We start from the raw sequence: 23,272 nt of genomic DNA, 5'->3' as shown, positions 1-23,272 counted from the left end.
CGATGGCCGCCACGCTGCTCCCGAGCCCGATCGTCCGCCCGGCGGACCCCGCGGGCGACGTCGATGTCGAGACCCTCCGGCGCGCGCTCGTCGCGAACGTCGACGGGGAGGTGCGCTTCGACGAGGGGTCCCGCGCGACCTACGCCACCGACTCCTCGAACTACCGCCAGGTCCCGATCGGGGTCGTCGTGCCGAGGACGATCGACGCCGGCGTGCGGGCCGTGCAGATCTGCTCCAGGTACGGCGCGCCCGTGCTGTCCCGCGGCGGCGGCACGAGCCTCGCAGGCGAGTGCACGAACACCGCCGTCGTGATCGACTGGACGAAGTACTGCAACCGGGTCGAGCACCTCGACGTGGATGCGAAGGTCGCGCTCGTCCAGCCCGGCATCGTGCTCGACGAGCTGAACGCGTTCGTCGCGCCGCACGGCCTCATGGTGGGCCCGAAGCCCGCCACGCACGACCGCTGCACGATCGGCGGCATGCTCGGGAACAACTCGTGCGGCTCCACCGCCCAGGCCTACGGCAAGGCGGTCGACAACGTCCGGCGGATGGAGGTGCTGCTCTACGACGGCACGCGCATGTGGGTCGGCGGTGACGGCGACCGGTTCGACGAGGTGGTGCGCGCGGGCGGGCGGCCCGCGGAGATCTACCGCGGGCTGAAGTACCTGGCGGAGGAGTACGGCGACGACATCCGCTCCCGCTACCCCGACATCCCGCGTCGCGTCTCCGGGTACAACCTCGACGACCTGCTGCCCGAGAAGGGCTTCGACCTGGCGCGTGCCCTGACGGGCTCGGAGGCGACGCTCGTCACGATCCTGCGCGCCGAGGTGACGCTCGTGCCGACCGTGCCCGCGCAGCGCTTCGTGATGCTCGGGTACCCGGACGTCGCCTCCGCCGCGGACCACACGACACTCATCAACCCGCACGAGCCGATGATCTTCGAGGGCCTGGACCGGCGGCTCATCGACCACGAGAAGGTCAAGCACCTGAACCCGACCGCCCTCGATCTGCTGCCGGAGGGCGACGCCTGGCTGCTGCTCGTGTTCGGCGGCAAGGACGACGACGAGGCGAAGCGGCGTGCCGACGCGCTCGTCGAGGCCGTCCGCGGGACCGAGCACCCGCCGTCGGTCGCGGTCTTCGAGAAGCCCGAGGACCAGGAGCACATCATGAAGGTGCGCGAGTCGGGCCTCGGCGCGACCGCGTGGGTGCCGGACGAGCACTCCACCTGGCCCGGGTGGGAGGACGCGGCGGTGCCGCCGGACCGGCTCGGCGACTACCTCCGGGACTTCCGGGACCTGCTCGACGAGTTCGGGTTCGGGCGCACCGCGATCTACGGCCACTTCGGTCAGGGGTGCGTGCACTGCCGCATCCCGTTCGACTTCACGACGAAGCGCGGCATCGCCCACTTCGAGCAGTTCATCGAGCGGGCGGCGCACCTCGTCGTCGACTACGGCGGCTCCCTCTCCGGGGAGCACGGCGACGGCCAGGCCCGCGGCCCGCTGCTGCCGATCATGTTCGGCGACCGCCTGATCGAGGCGATGGAGCGGATGAAGGCGCTGTTCGACCCCACGGACCGGATGAACCCGGGCAAGGTCGTGCAGCCCTACGGTCCCGCCGAGAACCTGCGCCTCGGCACGGACTACCGGCCGCACGTGGGGTCGACCCACTTCGCGTACCCGGAGGACCGCGGGCTGTTCGAGAACGCCGCCCTCCGCTGCGTCGGGGTCGGTGCCTGCCGGTCCCACGAGGGCGGTGTGATGTGCCCCTCCTACCGGGCGACGGGGGAGGAGGAGCACTCCACCCGCGGCCGCTCCCGGCTGCTGTTCGAGATGGTGAACGGCAAGCAGAAGGGCGGGCCGATCCAGGACGGCTGGCGGAGCGAGGCGGTGAAGGACGCGCTCGACCTCTGCCTGTCGTGCAAGGGGTGCAAGAGCGACTGCCCGGTGAACGTCGACATGGCGACGTACAAGGCCGAGTTCCTGTCGCACCACTACAAGGGGCGGCTCCGGCCGCTGGCGCACTACTCGATGGGGTGGCTACCGCTCTTCGCGCGGTTCGCGCACCTCGCGGCGCCGCTCATCAACACGCTGACGCACGCGCCCGTGCTCCGGACCGTCGTCCGCGCGGCAGGCGGTGTCGACCAGGGGCGGCCCCTGCCGACCTTCGCCCCGGAGCGGTTCAGCGACTGGTTCCGGCGGCGGAAGCCGGTCGGCACGGGGCTGCGCGGCGACGTGCTGCTGTTCCCCGACACCTTCAACAACACGATGCACCCGGCGGTGGCGAAGGCCGCGGTGACCGTGCTCGAGGAGGCGGGGTACCGGGTCGTGCTGCCGGAGCAGACGCTCTGCTGCGGGCTCACCTGGGTCTCGACGGGGCAGCTCGACGTCGCGAAACGGATGCTCAAGCACACGGCGCATACCCTCGCGCCGTACTTCCGGCGCGGTGTGCCGCTCGTCGGCCTCGAGCCGAGCTGCACGGCCGTGTTCCGGTCGGACGGCCCGGACCTGCTGCCGGAGGACGAGGACGTGAAGCTCCTGAAGGAGCACACGAAGACGCTCGCCGAGCTGCTCGACGCGACCGACGGCTGGCTGCCGCCGAAGATCGACCGCAAGGCCGTCGTGCAGCCGCACTGCCATCAGCACGCGGTGCTGAGCGTCGACGCCGACCAGCGCATCCTCGCCCAGGCCGGCATCGACGCCCAGGTCCTCGGCGGCTGCTGCGGCCTCGCCGGCAACTTCGGGTTCGAGAAGGGCCACCTCGACGTGTCGATCGGCGCCGCCAAGCACGAGCTGCTGCCCGCGGTGAACGCGGCGGACCCGGACGTGCTCGTCCTGGCGGACGGCTTCAGCTGCCAGACGCAGACCGAGCACCTCTCGAACGGCCGCGGCGCCATGCACCTCGCGGAGATCCTCGCGCTGGGCATCCAGGAGGCGAAGCTCGGGGCGAAGCCCGAGCGGCTGATCGAGCGCCCGGGAAGACGCCACCGCGTCAGCCGTCGGCGCATCGCCCGCGTGCATCCGTTCGGGAAGGCGAGCCGTCCGGACGGCGGCTCGTGATCGACTGCGAGGCGCGCGCGTACCGCGTCCCCACGCCGCAGCCCGAGGCCGACGGCACCGCGACGTGGAGCGCCACGACCGTCGTGACCGTCCTGCTCACCGTCGACGGCGAGCAGGGCCTCGGGTGGTCCTACACGGAGGCCGCCGCGGCGGCAGTCGTGCAGGACGTGCTCGCGCCACTGCTCGCGGACGCGGACCCCGAGGACATCCCCGCCGTCCGGGACACCATCCTCCGGCGGCTCCGCAACGCGGGCGCCACCGGGATCGGGGCCGCTGCGCTGTCCGCCGTCGACGTCGCGCTCTGGGATCTCAAGGCCCGCCGCCACGCGATGTCCCTCAGCGCCCTTCTCGGCCGCGCGCGGGATCGGGCGCCGATCTACGGGAGCGGCGGCTTCACGACCTACGACGACGCCACGACGGCGGCCGAGCTCGAGCACTGGCTCGCACTCGGCGCTGGGGCCGTGAAGATCAAGATCGGCGAGTCGTTCGGGAGCGACGCGGAGCGCGACCTCGCCCGCGTCGCGCTCGCCAGACGGGTCGTCGGCGGGGGAGTCGAGCTGTTCGTCGACGCGAACGGCGGCTACTCCGTCGGGCGCGCGGTGCGGATGGGGCAGGTGCTGCACGATCTCGACGTCCGCTGGTTCGAGGAGCCGGTGAGCGCCGACTTCCCCCGCCGGCTGGCGGAGGTGCGGCGCCAGGTCGCGATCGACGTCGCCGCGGGCGAGTACGTGTGGCGCGCAGGCGACGCGGAGGCGCTGCTGGCGGCCGACGCGGTCGACTGCCTGCAGCTGGACGTCACCCGCTGCGGTGGCTACACGGGCTTCCTCGACTGCAGCGCGATGGCGGCGGGGTGCGGGCTCGACGTCTCCGTCCACTGCGGCCCGCACCTCGCGCTGCCCGTCGCGCTCACCACCCCGAACCTCCGGCACATCGAGTACTTCGTCGATCACGAGCGCGTCGACACCGCGCTCTTCGCGGGGCTGCCGACCGTCGAGGACGGGGCGCTCGTCCCGCGTCCCGGCGCGGTCGGGCACGGGATGACCGTGCGTCCGGAGGCCGACGCCCTGCGGATCGCCTGATGCAGCTGCTGAACGTCGCGCTCGCGATCTTCGCTGGCACCGCGCTCCTGCTCAACCTCTTCGCCGCACCCCTGGCCCGATGGAGCCTGCCGGCTCCGCTGCTCGCGCTGCTCGTCGGCGTGCTGATCGGACCCGGGGCGCTCGGGGTGATGCGGATCGACGACATCGGCGGTCACGACGTGCTCGAACAGGTCGCCCGCCTGACCGTCGGGGTGGGGCTCATCGGCATCGCGCAGCGGCTGCCCTCCGGATACTGGCGCCGCAGGTGGCGGTGGATCCTCGGCAGCATCGTGATCGGGATGCCGGTCGCGCTGCTCGTGTCCGGCGCCCTCCTGTGGGCGCTGCTCGGGCTGCCGCTGCTGATCGCCGTCCTGGTGGGGGCGATCATGACCCCGACCGACCCGATCGTCACCACCCCGATCGTGACCGGCGGCTTCGCGACCTCCCACGTGCCGCGAACGGTCCGGCTCGACCTGTCGAGCGAGAGCGGGGTGAACGACGGGTTCGGGTACCCCTTCGTCTTCGCGCCGATCCTGCTGCTCACCGAGCCCGTGGCGAAGGCCTGGCGCGACCTCGCCGCCTCGACGGTGCTGTTCGAGGTGCTCGGCGCGATCGTGCTCGGACTCGGTCTCGGATTCGTCGTCTCGCAGCTGTTCCGGTGGGCGCAGCGCTTCTCCTGGATGGAGCAGACGTCGAAGCTCGGCTTCTTCCTGCCGTTCGGTCTGCTCGTGCTCGGCCTGCTGAAGGTGATCGGCACCGACGGCATCCTCGCCGTGTTCGTCGCCGCGGCCGTCTTCGGTCAGCGGGTGTCGAACGCCGCCGAGGCGGAGCAGTCGTCGCTCGACGACGCCGTCAACCGGTTCTTCTCCGTGCCCGCGTTCCTGCTGCTCGGCATCGCGCTGCCGTTCGGGGCGTGGGGCCGGCTCGGTGTGTGGCCCGCCGTTGTGGTCTTCCTCGCGCTCGTGGTGCGCCGGCTCGCGGCGATCTGGGTGGGCCGCGCGGTCTTCGCGGACCTGCACGACCGGTCGCAGACGCTGTTCATGAGCTGGTTCGGCGCGGTGGGGGTCTCCGGCCTGTACTACGCCCTGCTCGCCGAGCGGATGACCGGCTCGAAGCTGGTGTTCCCGCTCGTGACGATGGCGATCGTGCTCTCCGTGCTGCTGTACGGGCTCACGTCCGCACCGTTCAGCCGGCTCATCGCCAGGCGGAGCGACCCGAGCGAGCTCACGAGCTGACGCCGCGCGTCAGGCGCGATCGCCCACGAGCTCGCGCTGCACGTCCTCCAGCGAGCGCCCCTTCGTCTCCGGCACCTTCAGGAGGAAGAACACGAACGCGGCCACGCCGATCCCCGCGTACAGAAAGAACGTGCCCTGCTTCGTGATCGCGTTCGACAGGGTGAGGAACGTGCCCGCGACGACGAAGTTCGAGAGCCAGTTCGCGATCGTCGACACCGACATCGCCTTGCTCTTGACGCCCGTCGGGTAGATCTCCGAGATCATCAACCAGAACACGGGCCCGAGCCCGATCGCGTACGCGGCGATGTACAGGATCAGCAGCAGCAGCGCCGCGATCCCGACCGCCTGCTGGATCGCGGGGACGAGGAAGAACACGGCCAGCCCGACGAGGGCGACGACCGCGACGGCGGTGCCCGAGAGCAGCAGCTTCCTCCTGCCCACCCGGTCGAGCAGGAGGACGGCGACGATCGTGAACACGACGTTCGTCACGCCGACGAACACGGTCTGCGCGATCGAGCCGCTGTTGCTCAAGCCGGTCTGCTTGAGGATCGTCGGCGCGTAGTAGATGACGGTGTTGACCCCGATGAACTGCTGAGCGAGCGCGAGCCCCAGCCCGACGAGGAGCAGCGGCCGGACCCGCTTCCCGAGCAGGTCCTTCCAGGAGCTCGTCGCCTCCGCCTCCGCGGTCTCGCGGATACCGCCCAGCTCCTCGTCGACGTCCGCCTCCTCGTCCTCGCTCCGCAGCCGCTCCAGCACCTCGCGCGCCTCGTCGTCCCGGTCCTGCTGGACGAGCCACCGAGGCGTGTGCGGCACGGTGAGCATGCCGATCGCGAGCGCGGCGCCGGGGATCACGGCGATGCCGAGCATCCAGCGCCAGGTGCCGGGGACGTGCGCGAACGCGCTGTCCACGAGGTACGAGACGAGGATCCCGGTCGTGACGGCGAGCTGGTTGAAGGAGACGAGACCGCCCCGCACCCGCGGCGGCGACACCTCGGAGATGTACAGCGGGGAGACGAAGGAGGCGCTGCCGACCGAGAGGCCGAGCAGCGCACGGAACGCGATGAGCATCGGCACGGAGACCGAGAAGGCGCAGCCGATCGCCCCGACCACGTAGAGGCTGCCCGAGATCACCTTCGTCCACTTCCGCCCGATGCGGTCGGCGAGGAAGCCGCTGCCGAAGGCCCCGACCATCGCCCCGAGGAGCAGGACGGAGACGATCCACTCCTGCTCGACGGCGTTCGCGTGCAGATCCTTCTGGATGTAGAGGACCGCGCCGGAGATGACCCCGGTGTCGTAGCCGAAGAGCAGACCGCCGATCGCGGCGACGACCGCGGCGCGGATCAGGACACCGTTCCCGGCGCTCCGCATGTCGGAGAGGAAGTTCGTCATGACGCCCCGATTCCTTGCATCATTGCAACGGTTTGACGGTAGGTGCCGAGCCTGGACGCCGGCCTCACCGCGGCAGCGCGGATCCTCGCGGGCGTCGGGTGCGCGTCCGGGGGTGCTCGAACCGCGTCGCTCGTGATCGCCCGCGCGGTGTCGCCGCCGCCGTGGCGTGTCCGCGCTCGTCCGTAGGATCGCCGGGATGTCCACGGCCGAGCGAGCGACCACCGGCAGCGCGGCGTTCCGGCTGACGCTCGCCGGCACCCTGGTCTCGGCGCTGGGCCAGGGGCTGACCCTCCCGTACCTGTTCGTGTACCTCAACCAGGTGCTCGGCACGTCGCTGCCCGTGGCGGGCGTCGTGCTCGCCCTCGCCTCCGTCGTCGGGCTCGCGACGAGCGCGCTCGGCGGCTCCATCGGCGACCGCGTGGGGCTCGGGCGGCTCGCCTGGATCGGCCTGCTGGTGCAGGCGACCGGGACGGCGCTGCTCGCCGTCGCGTCGGTGCCGATCGTCGCCGCCGCGGGCGCGGCGTTGAACGCCGCGGGCAACGCGCTCGTGTGGCCCGCACTGAACGGCCTCATCGCCCTGCAGGTGCCGGAGTCGCGCCGGTCCCGTGCCTACGCCGTGCGGTTCGGTCTGCTGAACGCGGGCATCGGGATCGGCGGCCTCCTGTCGGGTTGGCTCGTGTCCATCCAGCGGCCGGTCAGCTTCCATCTCGTCTACGCGGTCGACGCGACGACCACGGCCGCGTTCGCCGCGCTGATCCTGCTCGGCCTCCGCAGCGCCCCCGGCTACGGTCCTGGCCCGGTGCATCACGAGGCCGCGATGCGCGGCGGCTACGCGGCCGTGCTGCGCGACCGTGCGTTCGTCGGCTACCTGGTGGTGGCGCTGGCGCTCGGCGTGTTCGGGTACGCCCAGTTGAACGGGCCGTGGGCCGCGTTCGTCATCGGCGCAGGCGGCAGCACGACGCAGATCGTCGGGTTCGCCTTCGCGGCCAACACCGCGGCCATCGTCGTGCTGCAGCTCGGTGTCGAGCGGGTCACCCGTCACGTCCGGCGCAGCCGCCTGCTCGCGGCCACCGCGCTCGTCTGGGCGGCCGCGTGGGCGATCACCGGCCTCGCGGCGCTGCCGGTGTTCCGTGGACCGGTCGCCGACATCGGCTTCATCGTCGCGCTCGCCGTGTTCGGGTTCGGCGAGACGTTCTACAGCCCGGTGGGCGGCGGCATGCCGAACGCGCTCGCGCCGGAGCACCTCCGGGGGCGCTACAACTCGCTCGCCGCGGCGACCTGGCCGCGCGGCGGGTTCATCGGACCGCCGATCGCGGGTGCGCTGCTCGCCGGCATGCCCGCCTCCTGGGTCGCCGTGCTCCTCGTGGGCATGCTCGCGACGGCGGTCGCGGCCGCCGTGCTCGGCGCCCGCCTCCCGGCCAGGGTGGAGCGGCCTGCGGCCTGACCGCGGCGGCTCCGCGGGGTCAGCGCGGGGCCACCCGGCCGTCGGATCGCGGCAGCTCGAGCACGAACCGGGCACCCGGAGGCGTCCTGGCGTGCTCGGCGTGCACCCGGCCGCCCATCCGGCTCGCGAGGCGCGTCGCGATCGACAGCCCCAACCCGGTGCCGACCGCCCGGGTCTCCCGGTAGCGCTCGCGCAGCAGACCGCGCGTGAACGCGTCCGCGAGGTCGTCGTCGGAGAGGCCGGGCCCCGAGTCCTCCACCGCCACCCCGGCGGTCGTCGGCCTGCGCACCGCGACGAGTGCGACCTCGCCGCCCGCCGGCGTCGCACGGAGCGCGTTCTCGACCAGGCCGTCGAGGACCTGACGGACCCGTCGCGCGTCGGCGAGGGCGTCGACGTCGGTGTCGAAGCCCTCGAGCCGCAGCGTGATCCCGGCCCCGTCGGCCCGGCCCCGCCAGGCCTCCACCGCTTCGGCGGCGATCCCGCCGAGCTCGATCGGGGTCGGCACCACGGAGAAGTCGTCCGCCTCCAGGCGGGCGAGCTCGAGGAGATCGGCGGTGAACCGCTCGACCCGCTCGGTCTCGGCGACGAGGACGGCACCCACCTCCTGCACCCGGGCGCCGGTGATCAGGCCGTCCGCGAGCGCCTCGCCGTAGCCGCGGAGCGCCGTCAGCGGGGTGCGCAGCTCGTGCGAGACGGAGAGCAGGAACTCGCGTTGCCGGCCCTCGCTCTGGGCGAGGGCGAGATCGAGCGCGCGCAGGGCGTCGGCCACATCGCCGACCTCGCCGGGGGCGTCCGGCGGCACCGGCACCCCGCGCTCGCCTCGGGCCAGCCGGCGTGCGACGACCGCGGTCGCGGCGAGCGGCCGCGCGATCCTGCGGGACAGCCACACGGCCGCCACGGCCGCGACCACCAGCGCGACGAGGAGGACGACGAGGATCCGGGTCACGAGCTCGCCGATGGTCCGGGTCAGCGCCGTCTGGGGTCGCGTCAGCACGATCGCGCCGCCGTCGGGGATCGGGCGCGCCTCCACGAGCTGCACCCGGCCGCCCTGATCGACGGTGGTCGAGACGTCCTCCCCGGAGCCCGTCGCTGATCGACCCGCCGCAGCGACCGCGTCGACCAGCGCCTGCCGCCCGAGCGCGGTCGTGGCCGCCACCGAGCCGTCCGGGTCGAGCACCACGAGCACCGAGCCGTCGAGCCCTCTTCCGACCCGGCGGAGGAACCGCGGCGTCGCCAGCCTGGCCGACTGCAGGGTGACGAGGGACGCCTGCGCGACGAGCTCGCTCCGCTGCTCCGACGCGGCCGACGCCCGGGCGAGCTGCACGGTCGCGAGCCCCGCCGCGACCGTCGTCGCCAGCACCAGCCCGATCGAGAGGAGCAGGATCCGGAGCGACAGCCCGCGCATCAGCCCGCGTCCGCCGCGTAGCCGACGCCGCGGGAGGTGCGGATCGGGGAGGCGTCGCCGAGCTTCGCCCGCAGCTGCGCCACGTGCACGTCGACGGTCCGGCCGCCGCTGTAGTCGGCCTGCCCCCACACGCTCGCGAGCAGCTGCTCGCGCGTGAACACCCGACCGGGAGCGCTCATCAGCTTGGCGAGCAGGTCGAACTCCGTCGCGGTGAGGTCGACCCTGCGGCCTGCGGCCGTGACCGTCCGCCGCTCCTGATCGAGCGAGACGGCGCCGAGCGAGATCGGGGCCGCGGCGGCGGGGAGCGCCGCGCGGCGGAGGAGCCCCCGCACCCGCGCCACGAGCTCCCGCGGCGAGAACGGCTTCGTGAGGTAGTCGTCGCCGCCGAGCTCGAGGCCGAGCAGGCGGTCGATCTCCTCGTCGCGCGCGGTCACGAAGACGACCGGCGTCCAGTCGCCGCGGGCGCGTAGCGCGCGGCACACGTCGAGGCCGTCCCGGCCGGGCAGGCCGACGTCCAGCACGATCGCGACCGGTCGCAGCCGCTCGATCGCGGCCAGGGCGGCGTCGCCGTCCCGTTCGACGTGCACGCCGAACCCCGCGTCCGTCAGGTAGAGGCGCTCGAGGTCGGCGATCGCGCGCTCGTCCTCGGCGACGAGCACGAGCCCCTTGGCGTCCACGGGCGCCATTCAACCGCCAGGATCGCCCGCGCGCCGGGACCGGCCCTGCGCGGTTTACACGCCTCGAACATTCCCCGCACACCGTCCGGGCACCGCGCCCGCACACTCCTTGCACCGGCCGCGAGAGCGCCCGGCCAGAACACCCCTCGACGAGAGACGAGACCACCGTGATCAACCCCCTCCGCACCGTCCGCCGCAAGACCGTGCTCATCGCGTCCGGCACCGCGGTGCTGCTCGCCGTCGGCGGCGGGACCGCCGCGATGGCGGCGACGAACGACGGGACGCCGACCCCCTCCAGCAGCCCGTCCAGCACCGCCGCCGCGTGCGCGCTGCACCTGCGCGCCGAGCTGGTGGGCGCGATGCCGAAGCAGCTGAGGGCCGACCTGAAGACCCTCCGCTCCGAGCCCAAGGGCACCGCTCGCGCGGCCGAGCGCAAGGCGATCCGCGAGAAGGCGCTGACCGGCGGCTACGGCGTGCAGGCGGAGCAGATCGCGCGCATCGCGGGCGGCGGCAAGGCCGTTCGGCGTGCGCTCGCGGCCGAGCTGCCCGCCTCGTTGCGCGCCGACCTGAAGACGCTGCGCGGGATGCCGGCGAAGAGCACGGAGCGGAAGGCGGAGGCGCAGCAGATCGAGCAGAAGGCGCTCGCGGGCGACTACGGCACGACGATCGAGAACAACGTCAAGACCGTGCAGGCCCGGTTCCAGCAGCACTGCGCCGCGAAGTCGAGCTGATCCGCAGCCCCGCCGCGCCGACGCGCGGTGCGCACCCTCGCGCGGGAGGTCCTCCTCCCGCGCGAGGGTGCTGAGCAGCGCGGGATGGAACGATGGTGGTGTGCCGCAGGATCCCGTCGAGACCGCCCGCCGGCTCGCGGAGGAGGTGCTGCTCCCGGACGCCGCCGCCGTGGACGGGGCCGAGCGCATCCCGGACGCGCACCTCGCCGCGCTCGACGCCGCCGGGCTGACCGGCCTCGCCGCGGCCGGCGCAGACCTCGCGACCCGCTTCGACGTGACCGCCGCGCTCGCCGGTGGCTGCCTCGCGACCGCGTTCGTGTGGCTGCAGCACCAGGGCGCGCTCGCCGCGACGGCGGCCGCGGAGGGTCCGGTCGCCGACCTCGTGCCGGAGCTCGCCTCCGGGCGCCTCCGGGCCGGCCTCGCCATCACCGCCGTGCGCGGACCGGATCCGCTGCGATTGCGCAGGGCCGGCGCCCGCCTCGTGCTGACGGGCAGCGCGCCGTGGGTCACGGGCTGGGGGACGGTCGACGTCCTCCGGGTCGCGGCGATCGACGACGACGGCCGGGTCACGACGGCGCTCGTCGACGTCGGGGAGCGGATGCATGCCGAGCCGACCCGGCTCGTCGCCGCGAACGCGTCCGCGACCGTCACCCTCGCGTTCGACGACGTCGTCGTGCCGGAGGATCGGCTGCTCGACTCGGTGTCTCCGGAGGCGTGGGCGCGCGCCGATGCGGCGGGACTCGCGACCAACGGCGCGCTCGCGCTCGGTGTGGCGGCGAGGGCGGCGGACTGGATCGGTTCCGCGTCGCTGGCCGAGGGGATCCGGCTCGCGCGCGAGCACGTCTGCACGGTCGATCCGGCCGTCCTGCCGTCAGCGAGGGCCGGCTGCTCGACCACCGCGCTCGTCGCGGCGGGCGCCCTCGCCGCGCACGACGGCTCGCGCGGCCTCCTCGCCGGGTCGCGCGCGGACCGCCTCCGGCGCGAAGCGCACTTCCTGCTCGCGTTCGGCTCCCGGCCCGCGATCCGCGAGGAGGTCCTCCAGCGGCTGCACGCCTGATCGCTGCGGGGGCGCTCCGCGGCTGATGGGGCCGCGCGCGCTGCCCCATCAGCCGCGCCGGGCCCCCGGAGCGCCAGGGCCGGGTGTCGCCGCCGGTCGGTAGCCTCGTGACGTGCACCTGAAGAGCCTCACGCTCAAGGGGTTCAAGTCGTTCGCGCAGCCGACCACCTTCGCGTTCGAACCGGGCGTGACCTGCATCGTGGGGCCGAACGGCTCCGGCAAGTCGAACGTGGTCGACGCCCTCGCGTGGGTGATGGGGGAGCAGGGCGCGAAGAACCTCCGCGGCGGGTCGATGGCGGACGTCATCTTCGCCGGTACCTCCACCCGCGGCCCCCTCGGCAGGGCGGAGGTGACGCTGACGATCGACAACGCGGACGGCGCGCTGCCGATCGAGTACAGCGAGGTCGCGATCAGCCGCACCCTGTTCCGCGACGGGCGCAGCGAGTACGCGATCAACGGCGGCGCGGTCCGGCTGCTCGACGTGCAGGAGCTGCTCTCGGACTCGGGGCTCGGGCGCGAGATGCACGTCATCGTGGGGCAGGGGCAGCTCGACGCGGTGCTGCGGGCGACCCCGGAGGAGCGTCGCGGGTTCATCGAGGAGGCGGCCGGCATCCTCAAGCACCGCAGGCGCCGCGAGCGGACGCTGCGGAAGCTCGAGGCGATGCAGGCGAACCTCACACGGCTCACCGACCTGAAGGACGAGCTGCAGCGGCAGCTGAAGCCGTTGGGTGCGCAGGCGGAGATCGCGCGGGAGGCGGGGGAGATCCAGGCCGCGGTCCGGGAGTCGCGGACGAGGCTCCTCGCCCACGACGCCGCGCGCCTCGTGGCGTCCGTCACGATGCTCACGGCCGAGCAGGCGGAGGTGAACGCGGCGCAGCACGTGGCCCAGGACGCGGAGCGCACCCTCGAGGCCCGGGCGACGGCGCTCGAGCGCTCGTCCGGCGGTGAGGCCCTCGACGCCCTCCGGCGCACCGCGGTCGAGCTCGAGGGCGTGCAGCAGCGGTTCCGCGCACTGACCCAGACCGTCGCGACGAGGGTCGCGCTGCTCGCACCAGACGAGGTGCCCGCGGCCGCCTCCGGCCCGAGCGCCGCCGAGCGGGCGGACGCGGCGGCCGCCATCGCAGCGCTGGAGGCGCGTGCGGAGTCGCTGCAGGTCGCCCGCCGCACCGCGCAGGAGGCCGTGACCCGCGCCCAGGAGCGGCTCGACGAGGTGGACCGCCGGATCGCGGCCGACGCGGCCGCCGTGCAGGAGTTCGACCGCGCGATCGGCGCACTCGAGCGGGATGCGGCGTCGGCGGCCTCCCGAGCGGCCGCCGCCGAGGCGGAGGCGACCCGGCGCGCCGCCGCCGCGGACGCGGCCAGGGGGCGTGCGGCGCAGGCGGCCGAGGCCCTCGCCGCGCTGCCGGAGGCGCCGGAGGACGTGGAGGCGGCGGACGCCCCTGCCGGCCGGGACGCGTTGCGCGACGCGGGTGCCGAGGCCGACGCGGCGCGGACCGCGCTCCACGCGCTCGAACGCGAGCAGAGCGCGGTGGAGGCGCGGCTCACGGCGCTCCGGGCGGCGACCGCGGCGCCGCCCGCGGTGGCGGACGTGCTCGCCGCGGTCGACGGGGCGCGGCGGCTGCAGGACGTGCTCGACATCGAACCGCGCTGGCGCGCGGCGATCGGCGCGGTGCTCGGCCCGCTGCTCGACGCCGCGGTCGTCGCCGACCCCGTCGCGGCCGCGGGCGCCGTCGCCCCGCTCGGCGCGGTGGATCTCGTCGCCGAGCACGCCGCGCAGCGGGCGCCCGGCCCATCGGCGGGCGCGACGCCGGCCGCGTCGGTCGTCCGCGGCCCCTCCGGCGTGCTGGCGCTGCTCCGCGGCGTCGTGCTCGTCGACGACCTCGCCTCCGCAGCCGTCGTCGTCGCGGACACGGATCTGGTCGCGGCGACCGCGAGCGGCGAGCTGGTCACCGCGGCCCGCCTGCGCACCGCAGGCGCGGCGTCGACGGGCGTCGAGCTGGCCGCGGAGCGGGACGCCGCGGCACGGGAGGCGGAGCGGCTGGCGGACGAGGTCGCGCGCGCACGGGACCGAGCGACGGCGGCCGCGGCGGCGCAGCGCGCCGCCCGCGCCGAGGTGGAGGCCACCGAACGCCGTGCGCGGGAGCGCGTCGACGCGGCGCGCGCGGCGGAGCGCCGCCGGGCCGGGGCGGTCGCCGCCGCGGACGCCGCGGCCGCGGAGCTCGCGCGCGCGACCGCGCAGGCGGAGGAGGCGGCGGCGCGGCGAGCGGAGGCGATCGCGGCGAGGGACGCCGCCGCGGCAGCGGTCGATGCGGCGCGCGGGCGGGAGCGGCCCGTCGTGGACGGGGGAGCCCGGGTGCCGCTCGTGACCGAGCTCGACGCGGCCCGCGAGGCGGCGGTGGCTGCGCGCCTGGAGGCGGAGACCCTGCAGGAACGGCTCCGCGCGGAGCGGGCCCGGCTCCGATCGCTCGAGGACCGCGCGGAGGCCGCCGAGCGCGCGGCGGAGCGGGCCGCCCGCCGGGCCGCCGAGCGGCTGCTGCAGCGGGAGGCCGCGGAGGCGGTGCTCGCCGAGCTGCCGGCCTGGCAGGCGTCGGTCGACGCCTCCGTGACCGAGGCGCGCACGCGGCTCGCGCTCGCCGAGCGGGAGCGCGCGGAGCAGGCGACCGAGCTGCGCGGCGCCCGCGACCGGCTCCTGGCGGCCAGGACCGAAGCCGCGGAGCTGGACCGCAGGGCGCGTGATCTCGACATGCGGGTCTACGAGCAGCAGCTCTCCCTGAAGGCGGTGCGGGACCGTGCGCTCGCGGAGGTCGGGCTCGACGCCGACGGGCTGGCCGAGGCGGCCGTGGCGGAGCTCGACCGGTCGGAGGAGGAGCGCCGGCTCGCCGCGGCCGAGCGCCGGCTCGCGCGCCTGGGCCGGGTGAACCCGCTCGCGCTCGAGGAGTTCGCTGCGCTCGAGCAGCGGCACGCGTTCCTCGGGGAGCAGCTCGCCGACCTCCACCGCACCCGCGCCGACCTGCTGACGATCGTGGAGGACCTCGATCGACGGATGCACGACATCTTCACGGCCGCGTACCGGGACACGGAGTCGGCCTTCGAGCAGATCTTCCCGGTCCTCTTCCCCGGAGGGAGCGGCCGCCTCACCCTCACCGAGGGCGCCGACGAGCCGGGCGTGGACGTCGCGGTGCGGCCCGCAGGCAAGCGGATCGAGCGGCTGTCGCTGCTGTCCGGCGGCGAGCGCTCGCTCGCGGCCGTCGCGTTCCTGCTGGCCATCTTCACCGCGAGACCGAGCCCGTTCTACATCCTCGACGAGGTGGAGGCGGCGCTCGACGACGCGAACCTCGGCCGGCTGCTCGAGGTCGTGTCCTCCCTCCGGGACGCGTCGCAGCTGATCCTCATCACGCACCAGAAGCGGACGATGGAGATCGCGGACGCGCTGTACGGGGTGTCCATGCGGCAGGACGGCGTGTCGACCGTCGTCGGGCAGCGGCTCGCGGCCCGCGGCTGAATCGGTTTCCCCACCGCGTCCGCCGTCGCGCGGAGCCGTTGCGGGGTGGCCCAGCGCGCCGACGGCGGCCGCGGCGAGCAGTCGTTCGAGCTGCGGGAGCCGACCTCTCGGTCGTCCCCACTCGGGTAGCGGCTGTAGGACAAAACTATTCCGAAGTGCGGTAAGCGCCTATCCCCACTTCCGGGCGCATTCTTGCGTCTTCAGGAAATCCTCGCGGAGAATGCGAGGAAATCCTGAACGACGTAAGAAAGGGTCAGGCCCGCGCGAACGCGTGCGCCCGGTCGACCTGCTCCCGCGTCAGCGCCACGCCCGTGTAGCGCTCGAACTGCAGCGCCGCCTGCAACGCGTGGACCTCGGCCCCCGTGATGACCGGCAGGGCCGCCGCACGCGCCGCGCGGATCAGCGGCGTCTCGACCGGCACCGCGACGACGTCGACGACCGCCGAGGCGCCGCGGATCAGGTCGGGGGAGAAGGCGAGCTGCTCCTCCTCCGGGCCGGCCATGCCGATCGGTGTGACGTTGACCAGCACATCCGCGTCATCGGGTTCGGTGTCGGCGAACCGGTGGCCGTCCCGGGTCGCGATCGCGCGACCCGCCTCCGCGTTCCTCGCCCAGACGGTCGTGCGTCCGAAGCCGGCCCGCGCGAAGGCGGCCGACACGGCCGACGCCATGCTGCCGCTGCCACGGACGACGACCCGTGAGCCCCGGTCGAGGTCCCGCTCGGCGAGCAGGGCCGCGACCGCCTCGACGTCGGTGTTCGATCCGGTGAGCACCCCGTCGTCGTTCACGACGGTGTTCACGGCGTCGATGTCGCGAGCGGAATCCTCGAGTCCGTCGAGCAGCGGGATGATCGCGGACTTGAAGGGCATCGAGACCGAGCAGCCCCGGAAGCCCAGGGCACGCACGCCCCGCACCGCCCCTTCGAGATCGCGCGTCGTGCACGCCTTGTAGAGGAAATCGAGTTCCAGTTCCGCGTAGAGGAAGTTGTGGAACCGCGTTCCCAGATTGCTCGGGCGACCCGCGAGGGAGATGCAGACCTTCGTGTCCTTGTTCAGCACCTACCCATCCTGGCCGTCGGCGCGGAACGCCGCCGCGACGGCGGAGATGTCCGCGGATCCCAGCCCGCGATCCGACGCGCTCCCGTACAGCTCGAGGAGCGCATCGACGAGCGTCGTCGGGACGTGTGCAGCGCGGTCCGCCTCGAGGATCAACCGGAGGTCCTTCCGCAGCCCGTCGAGCGCGAACTGCGTGTCGGCGGTGCGGTCCTCGAGGATGGTGCGGCCCTTGGTCTGCAGATAGGGGCTGTCCGCGGCGCCGCCCGCGACGGTCTCGAGGAACAGCGCGGGGTCGAGCCCGAAGGCCCTCGCCTGCTCGATCCCGAACGCGGTGCCCGCGGTGATCGTCGCGATCCAGGAGTTCGCGACGAGCTTGAGGGCGCTCGCCGGTCCGGCCTCCTCGCCGACCCAGACGGTCTTCGCGCCGATCGCGTCGAAGACCGGGGTCACGACGTCGCGCGGCACCGTCGGACCGGAGGCGAGCACGGTGAGCTTGCCGTCCTCCGCCGGCTGCTTGGTGCCGACGACGGGTGCGTCGTAGAACGGGATCCCGTGCGGCTTCGCCAGCCTGGCGAGGCGCGCGACACCCTCCGGGCCGACGGTCGCGGACTGCACCCAGATCGTGCCGCCGTCGAACGCGGGCAGTGCCTCGGCGGCCACCGCGGCGACCGCGTCCTCGTCGAACAGCATCGTGATGACGACCTGCGCGCCGCGGACCGCCTCCTCGAGCGAGGTCGCGACGGTCGCGCCCGCGTCGGCGAGCGGCGCCGCCTTCTCCGGATGCCGGTTCCAGACGGTCAGCGGCAGGCCGGCGCGGCGGAGCGAGTGCGCCATGCCGACGCCCATGGTGCCGGTGCCGAGCAGGGCGACGGAGGGGGTGAGTGGCATGAGCGGTCCTTCCGGGTCGGAGCGCACCGACGGTAGCCCCGCGCCGGTGGATGCGGGCCGGGAGCCGGGAGCCCATAGCCTTGGCTCCCGTGGCGGGATTCGGTGCGCGGTTGCGGAACCTGTTCGGCTCCGTCCGGACGATCGACGAGGACACCTGGGACGACCTCGAGGCGGCGATGATCGGTGCCGACTTCGGGCCGGACATCACCGAGTCGATGCTCGCCGACCTGAAGGACAAGGTCGAGCGCTTCCACACCACCGATCCGCGCGACCTGCAGCGGATGCTCCGGGAGGACGTGGAGGAGCGGCTCGCCGGGTTCGACCCGACCCTGCACCTGAGCGACCGGCCGGCGGTCGTGCTGATCGTCGGCGTGAACGGCGTCGGTAAGACGACGACGATCGGCAAGTTCGCGAAGTTCGTCGGCAACTACGGCCGCAGCGTCGTGGTGGGCGCGGCCGACACGTTCCGCGCCGCCGCGGTCGAGCAGGTCGCGACGTGGGCGGAGCGCGCGGGCGCCGCGGTGGTGCGGCCGCAGCACCCCGGCCAGGACCCCGCCTCCGTCGCCTACCAGACCATCGAGTACGCCCAGCGGACGGGTACCGAGATCGTGCTCATCGACACGGCGGGCCGCCTGCACACCAAGGGCGGTCTGATGGACGAGCTCGGCAAGGTGAAGCGCGTCGTCGAGAAGCTCGCGCCGATCGCGGAGGTGCTCCTCGTCCTCGACGCCACGACCGGCCAGAACGGCGTGCTGCAGGCGCAGGCGTTCATCGAGTCCGCGGGCGTGACGGGGCTCGTGATCACGAAGCTCGACGGGTCCGCGAAGGGCGGCTTCGTCCTCCGGGTCCAGGACGAGACCGGGATCCCGATCAAGCTGATCGGGCAGGGCGAGCGGATCCAGGACCTCACGGGCTTCACCCCGCACGTCTTCGCGCAGGGCCTCGTCGGCTGAGCCCCCGATCCGGATTCCCTTCGCGGATCCGGAAGGATCTCGCGACACCCCGGTGCCGGAGGCGCATCCGCGGCGTGTCGCCGAGGATCTCCGGATCCGCGAAGACCTACTGGGCGCGGTATGCGGCCGCCAGCTCGCGGTAGGTCCGCGCGTTGCGGCGGATGCGCGCCACCTCCTCCTCCGTGAGCTCCCGTCGCACCTTCGCGGGCACACCGGCCAGGAGGGATCGGGCCGGCGCCTCGGTGCCCTCGAGCACGACCGCGCCGCCGGCGACGAGGGAGCCGGTCCCGATGGTCGCGCCGTTCAGCACGGTCGCGTTCATGCCCACCAGCACGTCGTCGCCGATCGTGCAGCCGTGCACGACCGCGCCGTGCCCGACGCTGACCCCGGCGCCGATCGTCGTGGGGGAGCCCTTGTCGCAGTGCACCACGACGTTGTCCTGCAGGTTGCTGCCCGCGCCGAGCACGATCGTGTCGACGTCCGCGCGGAGCACCGCGCCGAACAGCACCACCGCGTCCGCCTCGACCCGCACCCGCCCGATGAGGGTCGCGGTCGGGGCGATGAACGCGGACGGGTCGATCTCGGGGAGCATGCCGTCGAACGGCAGGATCAGAGCCATGGCGCCCAGCCTCGCGCCTCCGGCCGACGAACGGCTGATGCGCCGCGCTCTGCCCCGCTGGGCGACACGCGCCCTCCGCGCCGGACGGGTCCGTGAGCGGCGCAGGAGGAGCGTGTCGGGTCAGCCCACCGCCTGCGCGAACCCGAGGGCCGGGTCGGCGAGGTGCTGCAGCCCCTCCGGCAGCGGACGGCCCTTGGCGGCCATCGACTGCGCGTAGAGCCGCCCCGCGCGGTAGGAGGAGCGCACGAGCGGGCCGGCGAGCACGCCGAGGAACCCGATCTCCTCCGCGGCGGTCTTCAGGTCCTCGAACTCCGCGGGGGTGACCCAGCGCTCGACCGGCAGGTGCCTCGGCGTCGGCCGGAGGTACTGGGTGAGCGTGATGATGTCGGTGCCGGCGGCGTGCAGGTCCTCGAGCGCCTGCAGCACCTCCTGGTCGGTCTCGCCCATTCCGAGGATCAGGTTCGACTTCGTCACGAGCCCGGCGTCGCGCGCCTGCGTCAGCACCCCGAGCGAGCGCTCGTACCGGAACGCGGGGCGGATGCGCTTGAAGATCCGCGGCACGGTCTCCACGTTGTGGGCGAACACCTCGGGCCGGGAGGAGAACACCTCGCCGAGCAGGTCCGGGTTCCCCGAGAAGTCGGTGGCGAGGATCTCGACGCCGGTGCCGGGGTTCGCGGCGTGGATCGCCCGCACGGTCTCCGCGTGCAGCCACGCGCCCTCGTCGGGCAGGTCGTCGCGCGCGACACCCGTGACCGTCGCGTAGCGGAGCCGCATCCGCGTCACGGACTCGGCGACCCGGCGCGGCTCGTCCGTGTCGTAGTCCGCGGGCTTGCCGGTGTCGATCTGGCAGAAGTCGCACCGCCTGGTGCACTGCGCGCCGCCGATCAGGAAGGTGGCCTCGCGGTCCTCCCAGCACTCGGAGATGTTCGGGCAGCCCGCCTCCTGGCACACCGTGTGCAGGCCCTCGTCCTGCACGAGGTTCCTGAGCGCCTGGAACTCCGGACCCTGCTTCAGGGTGGTGCGGATCCAGGAGGGCTTGCGCTCGATCGGCACCGCGGCGTTGCGCGCCTCGAGCCGGAGCATGCGGCGATGGCCCGCGCCTGCGGCCTCCTGCTCGGGGCTCATGCCGGTGGAGGGGAGCCGGACGACCCCGCTCATGCGGCCGCCTCGACGTGCGCGTGGCCGAGCACCCCGCGCTGGAAGTGCTCGAGCACGAGCGGAGCGACGTCCGCGGGCGTGACCGGGCGGCCCGCCAGCGCGGAGAGGGTCGTGACCCCCGCGTCGCGGATGCCGCAGGGGACGATCGGGCCGTACGCCGCGAGGTCGTTGCTGCAGTTGAGCGCGAAGCCGTGCATGGTCACGCCCTGCTCGACCCGCAGACCGATCGCGCCGATCTTGTCGAAGCCGTCGTGGGTGCGGACCCAGACGCCGCTGCGGCCGTCGACCCGCTCGCCCTGCACGCCGAACGCGGCGGCGACATCGATCATCATCGCCTCGAGGTCGCGCACGAACGCGACGACCTCGTGCCGGTCCGGCAGCCGGAGGATCGGGTAGCCGGTCAGCTGACCGGGCCCGTGCCAGGTCAGCTTGCCGCCGCGGTCGACGTCGACGACCGGGATGTCGCCGCCCGTCGGCCGCTCGTCGTCGACGGTGCGCTTGCCGGCCGTGTAGACCGACTCGTGCTCGCAGAGGATCAGGGCGTCCGGGCGGGTGCCGGCCACGACCTCCGCGTGGACCCGGCGCTGCAGCGCCCAGCCCTCGTGGTAGTCGAGCAGGTCCGGGGCGAGACGCAGGAGAGCGACGTCCATCATCGCGGCCACCCTACGTCCGCTGCGGGTGGCAGGAGGGCGCCGTGCTGCCCGCCGGCGGCGTCCGCACCGCGGAGCTCGCGGCGAACCCCCTCGGATCCCTCCGCCCCCGCCCCTTCGTCGTTCAGGATATTCGGCTCCACCGCGCCGAATACTCCTGAACGACGAAGTGAAACAGGGGAGGAGGGACTCGACCTGCTCGACGGTCTCCGTGTCGAGCGGCTGGGCGAGCGACTGGTGCACCGCGTCCCAGTCGGCCTTCGCGCGCGGGGTCGCGACCGTCGACGCGACGGCCTCCTTCGCCTGCAGCCAGGCGAGCGCGAGGCCCTCGAGCGTCGTGTCGAGGTCTCGGGCGAGGTCGCGGAGGGCGATGAGCGCCTCCAGCGCCGGGTCGACCGGCGCGTCGCGCGGCGCACCGAAGCGGAGCGCCGCGGCGGCCTCCTCCTCCGCCGCGACGTGCCGACCGGTGAGCCGCCCTGCGCCGAGCGGTGCACCCGCCAGCAGCGCGATCCCCTCCCCGGCGGCGAGCGGCGCCAGGTCGCGCAGCGCGGCTCGCTCGAGGAGGTTCACGCGGACCCGCACGAACGCGGGACGCGGCAGGCCGAGCCGGTCCGCCTCCGCCAGCATGGCCTCGAGCCGCCACGCGTCCGTGTCCCCGGCACCCCAGCCGACGATCCGCCCCGACTCGATCGCGCCGGCGAGCGGCTGCAGGGTGTCCTCGATCGCGGTCTCCGCGTCCGAGCCCCGCAGCCAGGCGAGGTCGACCCGCCCGAGGCGACGGGAGGCGGCGGCGAGGTGCGCCTCGAGCCGTACGGGGGAGAGGTCGCTGCCCCGGCCCTCGCCGACGACGGCGCCGACGCCGGAGAGCACGACGACCCCCTCCGGCTGCCGCTCCTCGAGCCACCGTCCCGCCGCGGATTCCCCTCCCGAGGTGCCGTCGGCGGCGTCGAGCGCGCGGATCCCGGCCTCCCAGCCCTCGTCGAGCAGCTCGACGGCCCTGGCGACCGGCGTCGGCGCGGGCGCCGAGCCCATGGTGAGCGCGGTGACGTCGAGCCCGGCGACGGAGGTGGTCTGCACCCCGTGACCGTATCGGGGCCGCCGCCCGCCGCCCTCCGCCTCCTGCGGCCCAGCACCTGAGCAGGCCGGTCTCGCTTCGACAGGCAGCGACGGGGCGGTCCAGCCTGCCGAAGCGCGCGCGGCCTGCTGAAGTGCTCGGGTGCGGAGGCGCGCCTGCGCCCGCAGCGGAATTCCTCCTGAACGACGAAGCGCGGGGCGGAGGATCGGGGCATGCGGATCCTGGTGCTCGGCGGCACGGCGTGGCTGGGGCGGGCGATCGCGGCGGCAGCGCTCGCGGCGGGTCACGAGGTCGTGTGCCTCGCCCGCGGCCGTTCCGGCTCGGCGGCGGTCGGCGCCCGGCTCGTCGTCGCGGACCGGGACCGCCCCGGCGCGTACGCCGCGGTGGAGGGCGCCCGGTGGGACGCGGTCGTCGACGTGGCCCGCGCCCCGGCGCACGTGCGCGGCGCGGTCGCCGCGCTCGAGGCCGACCGGTACGTCTTCGTGTCCACCGGCAACGTGTACGCGGATCCGTCGATCGTGCACGCGGACGAGGACGCACCGCTGCTCGACCCCAACGGCGTCCCGGCCGACGGCGGCGAGGCGTACGGCATGGGCAAGGTCGCCTGCGAACGAGCGGTCCAGGAGACGTACGGCGACCGGTCGCTCATCGCGCGGGCCGGGCTCATCGGCGGCCCCGGTGACCCGTCCGGCCGCTCGGGCTGGTGGCCGTGGCGCTACGCGCATCCGGCCGCCGACGCCGTGCTCGTGCCCGATGCCGAAGCGAGGCCGACCGAGCTGATCGACGTCCGGGACCTCGCCGCGTGGCTCGTGGCCACCGAGGCGACGGGCGTGTTCAACGCGGTCGGCCCGGAGGTGCCGCTCGGCGAGCACCTGACCGTCGCCCGACGGGTCGCCGGCTTCACGGGCGCGGCCGCCCTGGCGCCGGAGCCCTGGCTGCTCGAGCAGGAGGTCGCCGAGTGGGCGGGGCCCCGCAGCCTGCCGCTGTGGCTCGCCGACCCCGGTTGGCAGGGGTTCGCCGCCCGGGACGGATCGCGCGCCCGCGCCGCGGGCCTGACGCACCGCCCGCTCGCGGAGACCCTCCGCGACGTGCTGGCGTGGGAGGAGACGCAGCCCGTCCATCCGCACGGAGCCGGCCTGTCGGACGAGGACGAGCGCGCGCTCCTCCGCCTCCTGCGGCCCAGCACCTGAGCAGGCCGGTCTCGCTTCGACAGGCTGCGAGGCGCCGTTCCAGCCTGCCGAAGCGCGCGCGGCCTGCTGAAGTGCTCGGGTGCGGGGGCGCGCGTGCGCCCGCGGGAGGG

General features: G+C 74.2%; 17 protein-coding genes and 1 pseudogene. 9 read left to right on the top strand and 9 right to left on the bottom strand.

The window, feature by feature from the left end; translation table 11 throughout:
• The first annotated feature begins 2 nt into the window (after positions 1–2).
• From ACTHLI_RS03875 to ACTHLI_RS03865, 3 genes are read left to right on the top strand one after another with little or no spacing between them, the layout of a single operon-like run.
• Positions 3–3,056 (top strand): FAD-binding and (Fe-S)-binding domain-containing protein, encoded by a 3,054-nt coding sequence (locus ACTHLI_RS03875; protein ID WP_440181629.1) that lies wholly within the window; start codon positions 3–5, stop codon positions 3,054–3,056.
• Positions 3,053–4,135, top strand: coding sequence for an enolase C-terminal domain-like protein (locus ACTHLI_RS03870; RefSeq protein WP_440181627.1), 1,083 nt, complete (start codon positions 3,053–3,055; stop codon positions 4,133–4,135). Before ACTHLI_RS03875 ends, ACTHLI_RS03870 begins: the two co-directional genes overlap by 4 nt.
• On the top strand, positions 4,135–5,370 hold the full coding sequence (locus ACTHLI_RS03865) for a cation:proton antiporter domain-containing protein (protein WP_440181625.1): 1,236 nt from the start codon (positions 4,135–4,137) through the stop codon (positions 5,368–5,370). Before ACTHLI_RS03870 ends, ACTHLI_RS03865 begins: the two co-directional genes overlap by 1 nt.
• A 9-nt stretch (positions 5,371–5,379) precedes the next feature.
• Here the strand turns inward: ACTHLI_RS03865 and ACTHLI_RS03860 are convergent, their stop codons facing one another.
• Positions 5,380–6,759: a sugar porter family MFS transporter gene (locus tag ACTHLI_RS03860; RefSeq protein WP_440181623.1), complete on the bottom strand. Its 1,380-nt coding sequence runs from the start codon at positions 6,757–6,759 to the stop codon at positions 5,380–5,382.
• Positions 6,760–6,955: 196 nt separating this feature from the next.
• Between ACTHLI_RS03860 and ACTHLI_RS03855 the strand changes: the two genes are divergently transcribed.
• Positions 6,956–8,203 (top strand): MFS transporter, encoded by a 1,248-nt coding sequence (locus ACTHLI_RS03855; RefSeq protein ID WP_440181622.1) that lies wholly within the window; start codon positions 6,956–6,958, stop codon positions 8,201–8,203.
• Positions 8,204–8,222: 19 nt separating this feature from the next.
• On the opposite strand, the gene ACTHLI_RS03850 is transcribed toward ACTHLI_RS03855, so the two are convergent.
• Positions 8,223–9,608 carry a HAMP domain-containing sensor histidine kinase gene (locus ACTHLI_RS03850; protein WP_440181620.1) on the bottom strand — a complete coding sequence of 462 codons (1,386 nt, stop codon included), beginning with the start codon at positions 9,606–9,608 and terminating at the stop codon, positions 8,223–8,225.
• The gene (locus ACTHLI_RS03845) at positions 9,608–10,294 is read right to left on the bottom strand and encodes a response regulator transcription factor (RefSeq protein ID WP_440181619.1); all 687 of its coding nucleotides are present in this window, start codon (positions 10,292–10,294) and stop codon (positions 9,608–9,610) included. Before ACTHLI_RS03845 ends, ACTHLI_RS03850 begins: the two co-directional genes overlap by 1 nt.
• Positions 10,295–10,452: 158 nt before the next feature.
• On the opposite strand from ACTHLI_RS03845, the gene ACTHLI_RS03840 reads away from it, so the two are divergent.
• From ACTHLI_RS03840 to smc, 3 genes are all read left to right on the top strand, one after another.
• The gene (locus ACTHLI_RS03840; protein ID WP_440181618.1) at positions 10,453–11,016 is read left to right on the top strand and encodes a hypothetical protein; all 564 of its coding nucleotides are present in this window, start codon (positions 10,453–10,455) and stop codon (positions 11,014–11,016) included.
• Between the two features lie 100 nt (positions 11,017–11,116).
• On the top strand, positions 11,117–12,073 hold the full coding sequence (locus ACTHLI_RS03835) for a hypothetical protein (protein WP_440181617.1): 957 nt from the start codon (positions 11,117–11,119) through the stop codon (positions 12,071–12,073).
• Positions 12,074–12,185: 112 nt separating this feature from the next.
• On the top strand, positions 12,186–15,575 hold the full coding sequence (gene smc / locus ACTHLI_RS03830) for a chromosome segregation protein SMC (RefSeq protein ID WP_440181616.1): 3,390 nt from the start codon (positions 12,186–12,188) through the stop codon (positions 15,573–15,575).
• 253 nt (positions 15,576–15,828) lie between these two features.
• Here the strand turns inward: smc and ACTHLI_RS03825 are convergent, their stop codons facing one another.
• The gene (locus ACTHLI_RS03825) at positions 15,829–16,632 is read right to left on the bottom strand and encodes a shikimate 5-dehydrogenase (RefSeq protein ID WP_440181615.1); all 804 of its coding nucleotides are present in this window, start codon (positions 16,630–16,632) and stop codon (positions 15,829–15,831) included.
• On the bottom strand, positions 16,633–17,517 hold the full coding sequence (locus ACTHLI_RS03820) for an NAD(P)-dependent oxidoreductase (RefSeq protein ID WP_440181614.1): 885 nt from the start codon (positions 17,515–17,517) through the stop codon (positions 16,633–16,635).
• An 89-nt stretch (positions 17,518–17,606) separates the two neighbouring features.
• On the opposite strand from ACTHLI_RS03820, the gene ftsY reads away from it, so the two are divergent.
• Entirely contained in the window at positions 17,607–18,470 is an 864-nt protein-coding gene (gene ftsY / locus ACTHLI_RS03815) for a signal recognition particle-docking protein FtsY (RefSeq protein WP_440181613.1), read from the top strand.
• Positions 18,471–18,576: 106 nt separating this feature from the next.
• Here ftsY and ACTHLI_RS03810 read toward each other — a convergent pair whose 3' ends face one another.
• The 4 genes and pseudogenes from ACTHLI_RS03810 to ACTHLI_RS03795 form a co-directional block, all read right to left on the bottom strand.
• A complete protein-coding gene (locus ACTHLI_RS03810) occupies positions 18,577–19,089 on the bottom strand; it encodes a gamma carbonic anhydrase family protein (protein ID WP_440181611.1) in 513 nt (170 codons plus the stop codon).
• A 120-nt stretch (positions 19,090–19,209) separates the two neighbouring features.
• Positions 19,210–20,214 (bottom strand): lipoyl synthase, encoded by a 1,005-nt coding sequence (gene lipA / locus ACTHLI_RS03805; protein ID WP_440181674.1) that lies wholly within the window; start codon positions 20,212–20,214, stop codon positions 19,210–19,212.
• A gap of 29 nt (positions 20,215–20,243) precedes the next feature.
• Entirely contained in the window at positions 20,244–20,909 is a 666-nt protein-coding gene (lipB, locus tag ACTHLI_RS03800) for a lipoyl(octanoyl) transferase LipB (protein WP_440181673.1), read from the bottom strand.
• Positions 20,910–21,092: 183 nt separating this feature from the next.
• Positions 21,093–21,929, bottom strand: a pseudogene (locus tag ACTHLI_RS03795) (aldo/keto reductase); the annotation flags it as partial.
• Positions 21,930–22,184: 255 nt separating this feature from the next.
• On the opposite strand from ACTHLI_RS03795, the gene ACTHLI_RS03790 reads away from it, so the two are divergent.
• Positions 22,185–23,162, top strand: a complete 978-nt coding sequence (locus tag ACTHLI_RS03790) for an NAD-dependent epimerase/dehydratase family protein (RefSeq protein ID WP_440181609.1) — start codon at positions 22,185–22,187, stop codon at positions 23,160–23,162.
• The last annotated feature ends 110 nt before the right edge of the window (positions 23,163–23,272 follow it).

It is taken from the genome of Amnibacterium sp. (assembly GCF_051956055.1).
In the GTDB taxonomy this organism is placed as follows: Bacteria; Actinomycetota; Actinomycetes; order Actinomycetales; family Microbacteriaceae; genus Amnibacterium.
This window is presented reverse-complemented; position numbering and strand designations above follow the sequence as displayed.